Here is a 14,582-nt window from a genome sequence, read left to right as displayed (position 1 = left end):
TCCTGTCTTGGTGAATCCCCGCAAGCCTTCATTGAGCAGGATGCCCATGAAGAAACCAAAAAGGGCGACCGCCGCGAAGGCCAAAAAGGGCCGGAAAACCAGCGGGAGCCGAACGAAAGTCGTACCCAAGCGGGCTGCGGCGCCGCGCCGCGCGTCCCGGGCCGGCGCTGCCAAGACGGCGACCAAGATGACCGGCAATGCAGCGAGCAAGGACAGCAGCACGGCGACCATCCGCGGCCTGCGGACCAAGCTCACCCAGGCGCTGCGGCGCGTCGCCGAGCTCGAGGCGGCGGCTGACACGGATTTCCTGCTCGACATTCCCAACCGGCGCGGTTTCGAGCGCGAGCTCCAGCGCGCCATCGCCTACATGAAGCGCTACCGCGCCAGCGGCGCGCTGATCGTGCTCGACGTCGACCGGCTGAAGCCGATCAACGATTCCTTCGGCCATGCCGCCGGCGATGAGGTGCTCAAGGCGATAGCCAGCACGCTGACGCGACAGATCCGGGCGTCCGACGTGGTCGGCCGTCTCGGTGGCGACGAGTTCGCATTGCTGTTGTGGAATCTCAGTGAGACTGACGCCAAGGCGAAGGCGGCCATCTTCGAGCAGGCGATCGACGATTTGTCCTTCACCTTTCGCGGCCAGCATGTGACGGCGGGCGCGTCCGCCGGTGTTGCGCTGCTCGGTGCGCAGTCTGATGCTGCCCGCGCGCAGGAGGAGGCTGATGCCGCCATGTATGTGCGCAAAGCGCACCGGCGGCACGAGCCGCGGATCAGGCTTGTGAGCAGCTGAGCATGATCAGGAAAAGTGTGCAGCGCCTTTCCGAAGAGATCATGCTCAAGAAATAAAACCTTACAGCGTGGCGAGATCTTCCGGCACGTTGCCGAATTTGCGCAGCAGCGTGGCATCGCCGAACTCACCGGTCATGGGATCGCCGCTGCGGCTGAACGCGACTGCGCCGATATGGCCGGTGCCGCGCGCCAGGGCCTCGGCGCGTCGTAGCGCAGCGGTCGAGCTCTGGCATTCCTCAGCAGTGCCGGCGACAGGCGATCCGTCGGCATCGATCAGGAAGGGCATTGCAACGTAATAGGTCACGTCTGACATGGCGTTGCTCCAATGGTGGGGTCTTAAGCCGCGCTGCTCCTGCTGCGCGAAGCCTCCGGGATGCAGCCGGCCGTAACAGCCGCCTGCAATTCCTCCAGCGCCGCTTCCAGATATTCGTTGGCCATGATCAGCGCCTTGATGGTGCTGCGCAGGTTGCCGTCGCACATCGCGATCGCCTGGTCGCAGGCCTGTTCATAATGGCTGTTGTCGAGAAGGGCGGGGGCTGACATCGGCGGTGTCCTTGCTGTCCTTGGGCGGTTTGCTTTGGGCATTTCCGGGGGGGCGTCGGGGATAGGATTAATGTTCCTCTTTTGTTCTTTTTGAGTCAAGTGGATTCACGTTGCGGCAATGCACGGCCACCGGATCAGGCGATGATGTCGGGGGTAATCTGGTCTTCGATGAATGCGATACGGTCTCGCAACAACAGCTTGCGCTTCTTCAGGCGCTGTAACCGCAATAGGTCGGGGGCAGGCGATTGATGCAGTGCATCGATCGCCGCGTCGAGATCTCGGTGTTCCTGCTGCAACCGGGTGAGCTCGGCTTCGAGTTCACGCTCGTCTTCATGGGTCATGTCTGCGGTGGCCGAAAAACCGATAGGCTTGAGATTAAGGCTGTGGATGCCCTGTGGAAATTATCGTCCTTGCGCGGCGTGATCGCAAGCGATCTGCGACCTTCACGCACCGCTCTCTCGCAAGATATTTCGACGATTCGCGGGCGCGTGGCGCAAGCACCTTGATATCATGGATTTTTCGACGCGTGGTTCCTTACTCACGCTTCATTACATATGAATTTTCAAAAATGACGGTGCGACGACGGATACATATCGACAGAACGAATCGGTGATGTACACTTCCTCGTCCGGATCGAATCCAAGGTTCACCCCTACCGAGGAGGTTTCGAATGACAATTCAGGCACATCTGGTTGAATTGGAACGGAAGCACAAAACTCTCGAAAACGAATTGCACGAAGCGCTCGTGCACCTTTCAACAGACGACCTGCAAATTGTTGAGTTGAAGCGCCGCAAGTTGATGGTCAAGGACCAGATTGAACGACTGAAGCAGACCGGCGACACGCTTCACTAGTAACCCCCGTAACAGCGTCAAGTTTGATCGTATCCTTTCAGGCAGGGACGAAAGCCTTTGCGCTCGTCCCTGCTGTAAGGTGCGCACCCGCGCGATCATCATCGCGCAGCGGGCTAGATTTCTGCGAGCTCCGCGACGTGGTCTGCGATCGCGAGCGATGATGTCAGTCCCGGCGATTCAATGCCGAACAGATTGATCAGTCCTGCGACGCCGTGATCGCGCGGCCCCTGCATCAGAAAATCCTGTGTTGCCACTGCCGGCGGTACGATCTTCGGGCGGATGCCCGAATAGCTCGGCATCAGCGCGCCATCGGGTAGCGTCGGCCAGTATTTGCGGATCGCCGGATAGAACCGCTCGGCGCGCGACGGATCGACCTCATAGTCGATCGTCTCGATCCATTCGACATCAGGGCCGAAGCGCGCCTGTCCCGCCATGTCCAGCGTCAGATGCACGCCAAGCCCACCGGGCTCGGGCACCGGGTAGATCAGGCGCGAAAACGGCGCGCGCGCATTGCAGCTGAAATAATTGCCCTTGGCGAGATAGGCCGGCGGAATCCGGTCGATCGGCATGCCGTCGATGTGGCGCGCCACCGATGTCGCCGACAATCCCGCGGCATTGACGAGCAGGCCGCATTGCAAGGCCATCGGCGCTTCGCCGCCGGCTTCGATCTCGATCACGCCCGCCTCCGCCTTGGCGCGGAGCAGCGGCGTGTGAAACGCAAAGGCCGCGCCCGCTGCCTCGGCCTCGCCTTGCAGCGAGAGCATGTAGGCATGGCTGTCGATGATGCCTGTCGACGGCGACAGCAGCGCAGCGTCGCAGGCCAGTGCCGGCTCCAGCGCGCGCGCGGCCTCGCCTGAAAGCAGCTGCATGTCGAGCACGCCATTGGCCTCGGCATGCGCCTTGATCGATTGCAGCTTCTCGGTTTCCTTCGCATTGGTCGCGACGATCAGCTTGCCGCAATTCTTGTGTGGAATGCCGCGCTCGCCGCAATAGCGATACAGCGCTTGCTTGCCGCTGACGCACATGCGCGCCATCCAGCTTCCGGCACGGTAGTAAATCCCGGCATGGATCACTTCGCTGTTGCGTGAGGAGGTGACGGTGCCGATGGCCTCGGCTTCCTCGAGTACGATCACCTCGCGCCCCGCCTGGGCGAGCCTTCTTGCCACCGCGAGCCCGACCACGCCGGCTCCGATGACGACGCAATCGACCCTATCCATGGTGATGCAGAAGTCCCGCTGAAGGTGGTGCCGATGGCTCCGGTTTGCCCGGGAAACGCGCTGCGCGGGCGTTGTCCGTTAAGGAAGCATTTATCATGTCAGGGCAATTGCCGTATTTCACGTCACATTTTTCTGCTGGGCCTACAGGCGTTTACCCGATCCAAACCCGTGAAGCCAGACAATCCGCAGTTGAAATCGCGGGTGGCTGATGGCTGAGAAGAACTGGCAGGAAGGCAGCATGCTTCCGATTGCTGTGCAGGCCGTCGTGTGCCTGACCAGCGCGGTCGCGCCTTCGCGTGCCTATGCCAATAGCTTCATTTCGCCAAACCAGATTGGCGATTTCGGCGCTAATCTGGTCTGGGAAGCCCTGATCGGGGGCGTTGTCATCTGCGCGTTCCTGGCGGCCATCGCGCTGTGGATCCATTCCGCGCTGCGCAGGAGCAACCGTTCGCAGCTGCGGCGCAACGCCTTCATCTCTTCGGCCATGAACAATCTCAACCAGGGCGTGGTGATGACGGATGCGCAGCGGCGCATCATCTTCTGCAACGACCGCTATCTCGAGATCTACGGCCTCGCGCGCTCGGACCTGTGGACCGGCATGACCGGCTACGACATCCTCGGGTTGCGGCGCAAGCGCGGCGTCCTCGGCGTTTCCGACGATGAGTTCTACGAGAAGGCGGCAAGTCACAACGGTCTGATCACCGAACTGCCCGATGGTCGCTCCATCCTGGTCAAGTATTTCGTGCTGCCCAATGGCGGCTCGGTGGCGACCCATCTCGACGTCAGCGAGCAGCGCGCACTGTCGCGACAGCTCGCCTCGACCAAGCAGTTCCTGGAAACGGTGCTGGACAACGTGCCGGCTTGCGTCGCAGCGAAGAATATCGAGGACGGCCGCTATATCTTCGCCAACCGTGCCTATGAGCACTTCTGGGGGTTTTCGCGGGATCAGGTCGTCGGCAAGAATGCGCGCGAGCTGTTCGGCGCGACATCGGCCGATAGCATTGAGATGACCGACCGGGCCGCATTGCTGGCGCCGGAAGGACAATATCGCAACGAATTCGAGGTCGAGGTTGGCGCGGCCCGGCGCATGGTGGCCTCGATCCGGATCGTGGTCCGCAACGAAAGCAACAAGCCGCAATTCCTGCTGATCGTGTTCGAGGACATCACCGATCGGCAATCGCTGTCGATGGAGCTGGAGAGCACCAAGAAGTTCCTCGAGCTCGTGGTCGATAACATCCCCGTGGCGTTGATCGTGGAGCAGGTCAAGGACGGCCGCTACCTGCTCGCCAACCGTAGCGCCGAGACGATCCTGAACCGGAGGCGCGAGGAAGCGACCGGCCTGACCGCGGCCGACATCTTCAATGCCAAGGAAGCCAAGCTGATCATCGCGCGCGACGAGGCCGCGATCAAGAAACGCGGGATGATCACCGAGGAGCATCCGATCTCCACCAAGGACGGCCTGCGCCTGTTCCTGACCCGGCGCGCCACAGTGCTCAACGACGCCGGTGAGCCGCAATATCTGATCAAGACCCACGAGGACGTCACCAACCGCCGGCAGATCGAGTCGCGGATGGCGCACATGGCCTATCATGACGGCCTCACCGATTTGCCGAACCGCGCTGCCTTCCTTCAGGCGCTGACCCAGATGATCGAAGCCTGCGAAGGGACCGACGAGGAATTTGCGGTCCTTTGCGTCGATCTCGACGGCCTCAAGGAAGTCAATGACGTGTTCGGTCATGCGCTTGGCGACAAGCTGTTGATCGAGGTGGCCCAGCGACTGCAGGACACCGCACGCGGTGGCCTGGTGGCACGCCTGTCCGGCGACGAATTCGGCCTGATCATCGACGGTAAGCAGCCCGACGCAGGCCTTGCGCTGGCGCAGCAGCTTGGCGAGGCGCTCGCGCCGGAATTCCAGATCGACGGCCGCGCGGTCCGCGCCGGCATCACCACCGGCATGTCGGTCTTTCCGCACAACGGCCCCGATGGTGCCTCGCTGCTCGCCAATGCCGGCGCGGCCCTGTTCCGCGCCAAGCAGAAATCGCGCGGCACGATCAGCCTCTACCAGCCCGAGATGGACCAGCAGATCCGCGACCGCCGCGTGCTGCACCAGGACCTGTCGAAGGCGATCAAGAATGGCGAGCTTTCGCTTGCGTTCCAGCCGCAGGGCATCGCGCGCAACAGCGTCGCCGAGAGCGAGATCATCGGCTTCGAGGCGCTGGCGCGCTGGCAGCATCCGGTACGCGGCCAGGTCTCGCCGGCCGAATTCATCCCGATCGCGGAAGAAAGCGGCCTGATCGTCGAGATGGGCGAATGGATTCTCCGCGAGGTCTGCCGCGAGGCCGCGTCGTGGCCGAAACCAATGCAGGTCGCGGTCAATCTGTCGCCGGCGCAGTTCATGCACGGTGACGTGGTTGGTCTCGTCCATTCGATCCTGATCGAGACGGCGCTTGCGCCCGGCCGGCTCGAGCTGGAAATCACCGAGGGCGTGCTGATCGAGGACTTTGACCGCGGCCTGGCGCTGCTACGCCGCCTGAAGGCGCTGGGCGTCCGCATCTCTATGGACGATTTCGGCAGCGGCTATTCCTCGCTGAGCTATCTCCAGGCCTTCCCGTTCGACAAGATCAAGATCGATCGCGCCTTCATCATGAATCTCGGCCGCAACCCGCAATCGGCCGCGATCGTTCGCGCCGTGATCGATCTCGGCCACGGCCTCGAAATGTCCATCATCGCCGAGGGCGTCGAGACGATCGACCAGCTCGCTTTCCTCGCCAAGGAGGGCTGCGACGGCGTGCAGGGTTATCTGCTCGGCAAGCCGATGCCGATCGGAAAATATGCCGACCTCGTTGGCCGCGGCGAGGCCATGGAGCTTGCGCTCAAGACCGGCTAGTGATGTTGAGCGCTTACCTCGCTCCCTCTCGACGGTTTCATGGCGGATTACGACCTCGCGATCATCGGTGGCGGCCTGAACGGTGTCAGCCTCGCCCGCGATGCCGCCGGCCGCGGGCTGCGGGTGATCCTGATCGAGCAGGGTGATCTCGGCGGCGCTGCCTCATCGGCGACCCCTCGGCTGATCCATGGCGATCTGTCGGTGCTGGAGCGGCGCGGCTTCTGGCGCGTCCGCCGGGCACTGGCCGAGCGCCGGATTTGGCTGCGGATCGCGCCGCATCTGGTGCGGCCCATGAGTTTTGTGATCCCGGCCCATTCCGACGAGCGTCCACCCTGGCTGTTGCGCGCTGGCCTGTATGTTTATGACGCCCTGACGAACCGCGGCGGCCTTCCGGCATCGACGACCTTAGACATCACGCATCATGCGGTCGGTAACGCGCTGAAACGGCCATTCGGCATCGCCTTCGAATATGCCGATTGCGTCGTCGACGATTCGCGCCTGGTGGTGCTCACGGCGCTGGATGCCGCCGAACGTGGCGCTGCGATTCGGACAGGGGCGCGTTGTGTGCGGGCCGACCGGACCGATGCCTGGCGGCTTGCCGTCGTCGATCGCGGTCATCGCCGTACGATCACGGCCCGCGCGCTGGCCAACGCCACCGGCGCCTGGACGTCAATGGTCGCGGAGACCGTGCTGCGGCAGAAGCAGCCGGCCATGGCGGCCGTGCAGATGAGCCAGATCATCGTGCCCAGGCTGTTCGAGTCCGACAATGTCTATGTGTTCCAGAACAATGATGGCCGGCTGATTTTTGCTAGCCCGTTCGAGCGCGATTTCACGCTGGTCGGTACCGTCACGCATGATTTCACCGGCGATCCCGCCATCGTTGCGATGCCGGGCGCCGATGTCAGCTATCTCTGCGAGGCCGTGAGCCGCTATTTCCGCGAGCGCCTTGCTCCGACGGACGTGGTGCGCACGGTCTCCGGGGTCAATCTGTCGCCGGTGCCCGCGCGGCGACGCGACGGCACGACGTTGTTCCACGCGCGCCGGCGCAAGGCACCGCTGCTCACGATGTTCGGCGGCGACATCACGACCTCGCGCTTTCGCGCCGAGCGGGCAGTGACGCGACTGACGCCGTTCTATCCGATGTCGCGGCCCTGGACTTCAGGCGCAGCCTTGCCTGGCGGCGATTTCGCCTGGGATCGTTTCGAGACCGAGGTCGATCTCGCCTGCCACCGCTGGCGCTTCCTATCGGAGCCGCAGGCCCGGCGCATGGTTGCCGCCTACGGCTCGCGATTGGCTGATGTGCTGGGTGAGGCGAAGACACGCGAAGAGCTGGGACCGGCCTTCGGCCCCGACCTGACCGGCGCCGAGGTGCACTATCTCATGACCCACGAATGGGCGCGCTTCCCCGAGGACATCCTGTGGCGCCGCTCCAAGTTAGGCCTGACCATGCCGGCTACGGACCGTGACGCGCTGGCTGCATTCATGGCGACCCCACCTCGAACCGGTTGAGCAAACGACGATCCGCCGCTAGCGTGCGGCGGCATTGGGGTTGGCAGGGACCATGACTGACGAATTGCCCGGAACAGACGTCGCTGGCCGAGATGCGCGTCCGGCCGCGGGCGAGCCGCTGCTGCGCATCGAGGGCGTCGCCAAGACCTTCGGGACGTTCCGTGCGGTCGACGGTGTGTCGCTCGAGATCAAGGCCGGCGAGTTCTTTGCGCTGCTCGGTCCCAGCGGCTGCGGCAAGACCACCCTGCTGCGCATGCTTGCGGGTTTCGAGGCCCCGGACGAAGGACGCATGTTGCTCGGCGGCAAGGACATCGCGCAGGCGCTGCCGCATGAGCGTCCGATCAACATGATGTTCCAGAACTACGCGCTTTTCCCGCATCTGTCCGTGCGCGACAACATCGCCTTCGGCCTCAAGCGCGCCGGCATGGCGCGTGCCGACATCGCAACGCGCGTCGCGGAGATGGTCGCGCTGGTCAAGCTCGAGGGGCTCGAGAAGCGCAAGCCCGACCAGCTCTCCGGCGGCCAGCGCCAGCGCGTCGCGCTGGCCCGCGCGCTGGCGCGAAGGCCGCAATTGTTGCTGCTCGACGAGCCGCTCGCGGCCCTCGACAAGAAGTTGCGCGAAAACACGCAAGGCGAGCTGATGGAGCTGCAGCGTCGGCTCGGCATGACCTTCATCATCGTCACGCATGACCAGGAGGAGGCGATGACGATGGCCAGCCGGATCGGCGTGATGAAATCCGGCAAGCTTGCGCAGGTCGGGACCCCGCGCGAGCTCTACGAGGCCCCGCGTTCGCGCTGGATCGCGGAGTTCGTCGGCGACATCAATCTGTTCGACGCCGAGTCCAAATTGCGCGATGGTCATCGCCTCGTCATTGGCACGCGCGATGCCGGCGCGCTTGTTGTGGCCGAGCCGCGTGAAGCGGTCGGCGAGGGAAAGTTCTCAGTGGCGATCCGCCCCGAGAAGGTCAAGCTGTCGCGCCGTGGTCCCGTGAGCGCGGCCGGTCATGAAACGGCGATCAACCTGCTCGACGGCGTGATCGCGGACATCTGCTATCTCGGCGGCACCACCACCTACAAGGTGAAGCTTGATACGGGTGGAATGCTGCAGGCGTCTGTCGCCAACAGTGCGCGCCTGGATATCGATGCCTATAGTCTGAACCAGCACGTCGTCGCCTGGTTCACGCCCGACGATTGCGTGGTGCTGCCGTCATGAGCGCGCGCCGGATCTTTGCGCGACCGGCGCGCTTCGCCGCGATCGCGCCGTATGTGTGGATGGTGCTGTTCTTGCTGGTGCCGTTCGGTTTCGTGCTGAAGATCAGCCTGTCGCAGACGGCGATCGCGCAGCCGCCCTATGAGCCGGTGTTCGATCTGACAGCGGGATGGACGGCGATCCGGTCGGCCTTTGCCACGCTCTCGATCGACAATTTCAGGCTGATCGCCTCCGACGACCTGTATGTGTTCGCCTATTTGCGCAGCCTGACTGTTGCCGTGACAGCGACCGTGTTGCTGCTCGTGATCGGCTATCCCATTGCCTACGGCATGGCGCGACTGCCAAAACGCTGGCAGGCGGTGGCGATGGTGCTGGTGATCGTGCCGTTCTGGACCTCGTTCCTGATCCGCATCTATGCCTGGATCAACATCCTCCAGCACGACGGCCTGCTCAATCAGATCCTGCTGGCGTTGCACCTGGTCAGCCAGCCGGTGGTGTGGCTCTCCACCGACACTGCGATGTATATCGGCATCGTCTATTCCTATCTGCCGTTCATGATCCTGCCGCTCTACGCCACGCTCGCCAAGATGGAGCCGGCGCTGGAGGAAGCGGCCTCCGATCTCGGCGCGCCGCCCTGGCAGGTGTTCTGGCTGGTCACATTCCCGCTGTCGCTGCCGGGCGTCGGCGCCGGCGTGCTGTTGTGCTTCATCCCCGTTGTCGGCGAGTTCGTCATCCCGGATCTTCTCGCCGGCTCCAACTCGCTGATGATCGGCCAGACGCTGTGGCTCGAATTCTTCACCAACAAGGACTGGCCGGTGGCCTCCGCCGCAGCGATCGTGCTGCTCGTGGTGTTGCTGGCGCCGCTCCTGCTTTACGAGCGGCTGCAGCGGCGGCAGTTGGAGGAACAGTGAGATGCGAAAGGCGTCCCGTCTGTCCCGATTCAACATTGCCTCGCTGGCGCTGGGACTCGCCTTCCTCTATCTGCCTATTCTGATCCTCGTCATCTACTCCTTCAACGCCTCGCGGCTGGTGACGGTATGGGGCGGCTGGTCGCTGCGCTGGTATCACGAGTTCTTCGCTGACCGCGCCATGATCGAGGCGTCCTGGATGAGCCTGAGGGTTGCGGTCGCCTCCGCAACCATCGCCACACTGATCGGCACGCTGGCTGCGGTGGCGCTGTCGCGCGGCGAGCGCTTTCGCGGCCGCACGCTGTTCTCCGGCATGCTCTATGCGCCGCTGGTGATGCCGGAGGTGATCACGGGACTGTCGCTGCTGCTGCTGTTCGTGGCGCTGAACGCCGAGCGCGGCTTCTGGACGGTGACGATCGCGCATACCACGCTGACGATGTGCTTTGTCGCCGTCGTCGTGCAGTCGCGCCTCGGCTCGCTCGACCGTTCGCTCGAGGAGGCGGCGATGGATCTCGGCTGCGCGCCCGTTCGGGCCTTCCTGTCGGTCACGCTGCCGCTGATCGCGCCCGCCATCGTCGCCGGATGGATGCTCGCCTTCACGCTCTCGCTCGACGACCTCGTGATCGCCAGCTTCACCACCGGCCCCGGCTCGGCCACGCTGCCGATCCGTATCTATTCCGAGGTGCGACTGGGTGTGAAGCCGGAGATCAATGCGATCTGCACGCTGGTGATCGCCCTGATCGCGGTCGTCATTGTCATCGCCTCGCTCGCTTCAAAACTGTCGAGCTCGCAGGGAGAGAGCGCTGCGCCTCTCTAGAAAAGGAATGGGTCATGATGTTCGTCTATCAAATCCTGATTCATACCCCACCCTGGGTCTGGATCCTGCTGGCTTATCTGGTCTGGCAGGGCATCAAGGCGATGCAGACGCGCAAGGCGCCGATCTGGCGCGCATTGATCGTCCCCGTCGTCTTCATCGCCTGGGGCGTTTCGAGGATCGGTTTCGGACATCAGGACAGCCAATGGCCGCTGGTCGCATGGATCGGCGCGGCGCTCGCGCTGCTGCCGCTCGGTGTGCTGACACCGCGTCCGTTCGATGTCGATCACAAGACGGGAGAGATCATCCGTCCAGGCAGTGCATTCGCGCTGATTCGCAATCTCGTCGTGTTCACCCTGCAGTACACGGTGAGCGTGATCTCCGCCATCGACGCAGGCGACCGAGCGCTTGCAACCATCGTCGGCCGCGCCATTTCGGGCGCGACCGCCGGCTATTTCTTCGGTTCGATGGTCGCGCTGCTGCTCGCCTATCGCAGGAAGTGCGCCGAGGATGTCTAGGACTTCACCGCGCCCGCCGTCAGCCCGCCCACCATGTAGCGGCGGAAGGCGTAGTAGACCGCGGCCGGTGGCAGCGCGTAGATGAAGCCGGTGGTCATCAGCAGCTCCCAGGGCGAATCGTCCGCGGCAAGGAAGTTGCCGAGCGCGACGGGCAGCGTGATGTCTTGGTCGTTCGAGAGTAGCAGGAACGCGTAGAGATATTCGTTCCAGGCCAGCAGCACCGCATAGGTGCCGATCGCGACCAGCGAGGGCATCATCAGCGGCAAATAGACCAGGCGGAAGATCTGCAGCGTCGTGGCGCCGTCCATCACCGCGGCTTCATCCAGCTCGACCGGCAGCTTGTCGGAGGCCTGCTTGAGCACCCAGATCGCGTAGGGCGAGGCGATCGTCACCATCGCCAGGATCAATGCCCAGCGATTGTTGAGCAGACCGTAATTGCCCATGGTGCGGTACATCGGCACGGCGAGGAACGCCGCCGGAATGAAATAGGTGAAGAGCGCGAGGTTCAGCACCACGCGCCCGCCTGGCACCTTCAGCCGCGAGATCGAGAACGCCGCAGCCGTGGCGATGAACAGGGTCAGCGCACCGACGGCGGCCGCGATCACGGTCGAATTCCAGAACTGGACGTAGAAGTCGCGCAGGAAATAGTGCTGCTGCTTGAACACGATTTCGAAGTTGTGCAGCGTCGGATGGTCCGGCCACAGCTTGCCCGAGAACGCGTCCTCCTTCGGAGAGATCGCGAACAGGAACATGTGATAGATCGGAATCATCGTCCACAGGAAGACGGGAATGCCGATCAGCAGCAGCCGCGCTTCCGTCGCGACGTCACGGAGGGAGGGAAGCTTCATCGCGACAACCGTTTCATCATGAAATACACGAGCGGCAGGACGAACGGCATCGCGCAGACGATGGAGGCCATCGCGAGCGAGAGCTGGTCGAGCCGGAGATAGCGAATGCCAAGCGTCGACAGCACGTGCGTGAGGTCGGCCGGACCACCGCCGGTGAGCAGATAGACGCTGTTGAAATCGCCGAGCGTCCAGATCATCGAGAGCAGCGTGCAGGTGACGTAGAGCGTCTGCATCGACGGCCAGGTGATGAAGCGGAATTTTTGCCACCAGTTCGCGCCGTCGACCTCGGCGGCCTCGAATAGGTCCTGCGCGATCGCAAGGCGCCCGGTGATCAGGATCATCGTCCAGAACGGTAGCGATTTCCAGATGTGCACGCCGATCGCCATGGTCAGCGCCACGGTCGGGTCGTTCAGCCAGTTCGGGCCGTCATCGCCGGTGAAGGCGAAGATGTAGTGGTTGATCATGCCCCATTCGGGGTTGAGCATGAAGCGCACCGACAGGATGGTCGGAATCGACGGCACCGCCCAGGGCAGGATGAAGATCACCGAAAGCCATTTGATCCAGGTGCGCTGCTGCGCAAAAAAGCCGGACAGGAACAGCGCGATCAGCATCTTGATGTTGATGCCGATGACCAGGAAGATCAGCGTGTTGACCGCGGCGCGCCCGAAGATCGGGTCGTTCCAGAGCGCGACATAGTTCGACGGCGCTCGCGCCAGCCACAGCCCGTAGCAGACGGGATAGACGACGAAGGCGAGGAAAACGAGCAGATAGGGCGTGAGCAGCACGATGCCCCAGACCTGCGCCGTGGTCAGCCGCGACGTCAGGGGTGGGGCGGGGATCGCCTGATCGCCAGAAAGCGTAATCGCCATTCTTTTCGAACTCTTCAAAGAGAAGCCGGCCGCGAAACGCGGCCGGTGTTGTTCTTACACCTCTCCCCGCAAAGCGGGGAGAGGGAAGTGCAGGGGACTTAGCCCGCGACCTGCTTGATGCGGGCGATCAGTTCGTCGACGGCCTTGTCGACCGGGACCTTCTCGCTGACCACGCGGTTCATCGCCTTGGCCCAGACGTTCTCGTTGTTCAGGATCGTGAACTTCCAGTTCTTGGTGAAGTCGAACGGCGCGGTGCCGCCGGTGAACTGGGCGTACACCGCCTTGCGATGCTTGTCGGCCTGCCAGAACGGGCTGGCCTGACTTTCCTTCGTCACCGGGAACCAGCGGCCGAGCGCGCCCTCGATATAGGGACGCACGTTCTCTTCCTGGAGCAGGAAGCTGATGAACTGCTTGGCCTCGGCCTTGTTCTTGGCCGCGGTGAAGATCAGCCCGGTCTTGACGTCGGAGCGGTAGCGAATGGTCGAACCATCCGGCGCCTTCGGGAAGGACGCCGTGATGATGTCCTGCTCATAGGCCTTCTTGCCGGCGTCGCGCTGTTCTTGCGTCAGCGCCTGGTTCTGCGAGTCCTCGTACCATTTCGCCGCGATCGAGATCGTGAAGTTGTGGGTCATCACGATGGTCTTGTTGTGGAAGGCGACGTTGTTGTCCGGGTCCTTCCAGGTCGTCGAGGACGGCGGGGTACAGCCCTTGATGTAGGTGTCGGTGTAGTCCTTCATCGCCTTGATCAGGTTCTCGCGAACCTTGGGATCGTCCACCAGGAGCTTGCCGTCGTCGTCGACCAGCTTGACATGATAGGCGTCCATGAAGGTGTAGAACGACTGGAAGGCGTCGGTGGATTCCACGCCCATCGGCTGGCCGACGGCGTAGATGCGCTGGCCGGTGGCCTTGCGGATCGCCGGCTGCACCTTGTCGCACCAGAATGACCAATAGCCTTCCCAATCATTCGGGATGTCGCTCTGCTTGAAGCCGGCTTTCTCCAGCATGTCGTTCCAGATCTGGACGTGCATACTCTGCTGCTTCAGCGGGAAGCCGTAATAGGCTTTCTTCTTGGCGACGTCGTTATAGAGGATCGACGCATCCAGCGTGTTTTGCACGAACCGATCCTTGATCGGTTCCATGATGTCGGAAAGGTCCTCGAGCTTGCCCTCATAGGCCCACTTGCCCTGCACCTGCACGTCATAAGTGTCGGAATAGGCGACGTCGGGCACGGTGCCGGCATCGAGCGCGGCGACCGTCTTCGGAATCATGTCCTGGATCGCATACTGCGACAACTCGACCTTGATGCCGGTCTTGGCTTCGAACTTCTTGATCGTGTCGAGCAGTGCGTCGTCTTCGGAGCGGTAGAAGCCCTTGCCCCACCAGACCGTAATCGTTTTTTGCTGCGCAAAAGCGGGTGCGGCGGCTGCAAACAGCCCAGCTGCAGCTACCGCCAATGTAACTGCGCCAATAACCTTGGATTTCACGTTTTTCTCCCTCAAGCGGCCGGTGTTTTAACCGGTCGGATAAAACACTAGCCCATGGCCGCTATCCGATCTAGCGGCATGTTGTCAGACCTAGGTCGAGGGGTGTCGGGCTCTCGGAGATGCTTAACGCGCG

The 14,582-nt window shown here is 62.9% G+C and carries 15 protein-coding genes; 8 read left to right on the top strand and 7 right to left on the bottom strand.

Annotation, left to right across the window (positions count from 1 at the left end):
- Nucleotides 1-46: 46 nt before the first annotated feature.
- Entirely contained in the window at nucleotides 47-790 is a 744-nt protein-coding gene (locus tag XI06_RS40335; protein WP_271607836.1) for a GGDEF domain-containing protein, read from the top strand.
- Nucleotides 791-850: 60 nt separating this feature from the next.
- Here XI06_RS40335 and XI06_RS40330 read toward each other — a convergent pair whose 3' ends face one another.
- From XI06_RS40330 to XI06_RS40320, 3 genes are all read right to left on the bottom strand, one after another.
- Entirely contained in the window at nucleotides 851-1,102 is a 252-nt protein-coding gene (locus tag XI06_RS40330; RefSeq protein WP_237862926.1) for a hypothetical protein, read from the bottom strand.
- A gap of 23 nt (nucleotides 1,103-1,125) precedes the next feature.
- On the bottom strand, nucleotides 1,126-1,332 hold the full coding sequence (locus XI06_RS40325; RefSeq protein ID WP_237862925.1) for a hypothetical protein: 207 nt from the start codon (nucleotides 1,330-1,332) through the stop codon (nucleotides 1,126-1,128).
- A 134-nt stretch (nucleotides 1,333-1,466) separates the two neighbouring features.
- Nucleotides 1,467-1,673, bottom strand: a complete 207-nt coding sequence (locus XI06_RS40320; RefSeq protein WP_018641547.1) for a YdcH family protein — start codon at nucleotides 1,671-1,673, stop codon at nucleotides 1,467-1,469.
- 329 nt (nucleotides 1,674-2,002) lie between these two features.
- On the opposite strand from XI06_RS40320, the gene XI06_RS40315 reads away from it, so the two are divergent.
- Entirely contained in the window at nucleotides 2,003-2,185 is a 183-nt protein-coding gene (locus XI06_RS40315; protein WP_057757317.1) for a YdcH family protein, read from the top strand.
- Nucleotides 2,186-2,298: 113 nt separating this feature from the next.
- On the opposite strand, the gene XI06_RS40310 is transcribed toward XI06_RS40315, so the two are convergent.
- Nucleotides 2,299-3,402 carry an NAD(P)/FAD-dependent oxidoreductase gene (locus XI06_RS40310; RefSeq protein WP_271607835.1) on the bottom strand — a complete coding sequence of 368 codons (1,104 nt, stop codon included), beginning with the start codon at nucleotides 3,400-3,402 and terminating at the stop codon, nucleotides 2,299-2,301.
- A gap of 208 nt (nucleotides 3,403-3,610) precedes the next feature.
- Here XI06_RS40310 and XI06_RS40305 point away from each other — a divergent pair, with 208 nt between their 5' ends.
- The 6 genes from XI06_RS40305 to XI06_RS40280 are packed head-to-tail and all read left to right on the top strand — an operon-like array spanning nucleotide 3,611 to nucleotide 11,248.
- Nucleotides 3,611-6,289, top strand: a complete 2,679-nt coding sequence (locus tag XI06_RS40305) for a sensor domain-containing protein (RefSeq protein WP_271607834.1) — start codon at nucleotides 3,611-3,613, stop codon at nucleotides 6,287-6,289.
- 39 nt (nucleotides 6,290-6,328) lie between these two features.
- Nucleotides 6,329-7,798, top strand: coding sequence for a glycerol-3-phosphate dehydrogenase (locus tag XI06_RS40300; protein ID WP_237872613.1), 1,470 nt, complete (start codon nucleotides 6,329-6,331; stop codon nucleotides 7,796-7,798).
- Between the two features lie 52 nt (nucleotides 7,799-7,850).
- Nucleotides 7,851-9,011, top strand: a complete 1,161-nt coding sequence (locus tag XI06_RS40295; RefSeq protein WP_271607833.1) for an ABC transporter ATP-binding protein — start codon at nucleotides 7,851-7,853, stop codon at nucleotides 9,009-9,011.
- Entirely contained in the window at nucleotides 9,008-9,919 is a 912-nt protein-coding gene (locus XI06_RS40290) for an ABC transporter permease (protein WP_271607832.1), read from the top strand. The genes XI06_RS40295 and XI06_RS40290 overlap by 4 nt, the downstream gene beginning before the upstream one ends.
- Before the next feature lies 1 nt (nucleotide 9,920).
- Nucleotides 9,921-10,733 carry an ABC transporter permease gene (locus XI06_RS40285; protein ID WP_237862919.1) on the top strand — a complete coding sequence of 271 codons (813 nt, stop codon included), beginning with the start codon at nucleotides 9,921-9,923 and terminating at the stop codon, nucleotides 10,731-10,733.
- A gap of 14 nt (nucleotides 10,734-10,747) precedes the next feature.
- Complete coding sequence (locus XI06_RS40280; protein ID WP_271607831.1) at nucleotides 10,748-11,248, top strand: DUF6622 family protein; 501 nt, start codon at nucleotides 10,748-10,750, stop codon at nucleotides 11,246-11,248.
- On the opposite strand, the gene XI06_RS40275 is transcribed toward XI06_RS40280, so the two are convergent.
- The 3 genes from XI06_RS40275 to XI06_RS40265 form a co-directional block, all read right to left on the bottom strand.
- The gene (locus XI06_RS40275) at nucleotides 11,245-12,096 is read right to left on the bottom strand and encodes a carbohydrate ABC transporter permease (RefSeq protein ID WP_237862917.1); all 852 of its coding nucleotides are present in this window, start codon (nucleotides 12,094-12,096) and stop codon (nucleotides 11,245-11,247) included. The two genes, XI06_RS40280 and XI06_RS40275, sit on opposite strands and share 4 nt — an antisense overlap.
- Nucleotides 12,093-12,965: a carbohydrate ABC transporter permease gene (locus tag XI06_RS40270; RefSeq protein WP_237862916.1), complete on the bottom strand. Its 873-nt coding sequence runs from the start codon at nucleotides 12,963-12,965 to the stop codon at nucleotides 12,093-12,095. Before XI06_RS40270 ends, XI06_RS40275 begins: the two co-directional genes overlap by 4 nt.
- 98 nt (nucleotides 12,966-13,063) lie before the next feature.
- Nucleotides 13,064-14,449, bottom strand: a complete 1,386-nt coding sequence (locus XI06_RS40265; protein ID WP_237862915.1) for an ABC transporter substrate-binding protein — start codon at nucleotides 14,447-14,449, stop codon at nucleotides 13,064-13,066.
- Nucleotides 14,450-14,582 lie beyond the last annotated feature (133 nt).

Origin of the sequence: Bradyrhizobium sp. CCBAU 11434, from assembly GCF_028128895.1 — a bacterium.
Classification (GTDB): domain Bacteria; phylum Pseudomonadota; class Alphaproteobacteria; order Rhizobiales; family Xanthobacteraceae; genus Bradyrhizobium; species Bradyrhizobium zhengyangense.
This window is presented reverse-complemented; position numbering and strand designations above follow the sequence as displayed.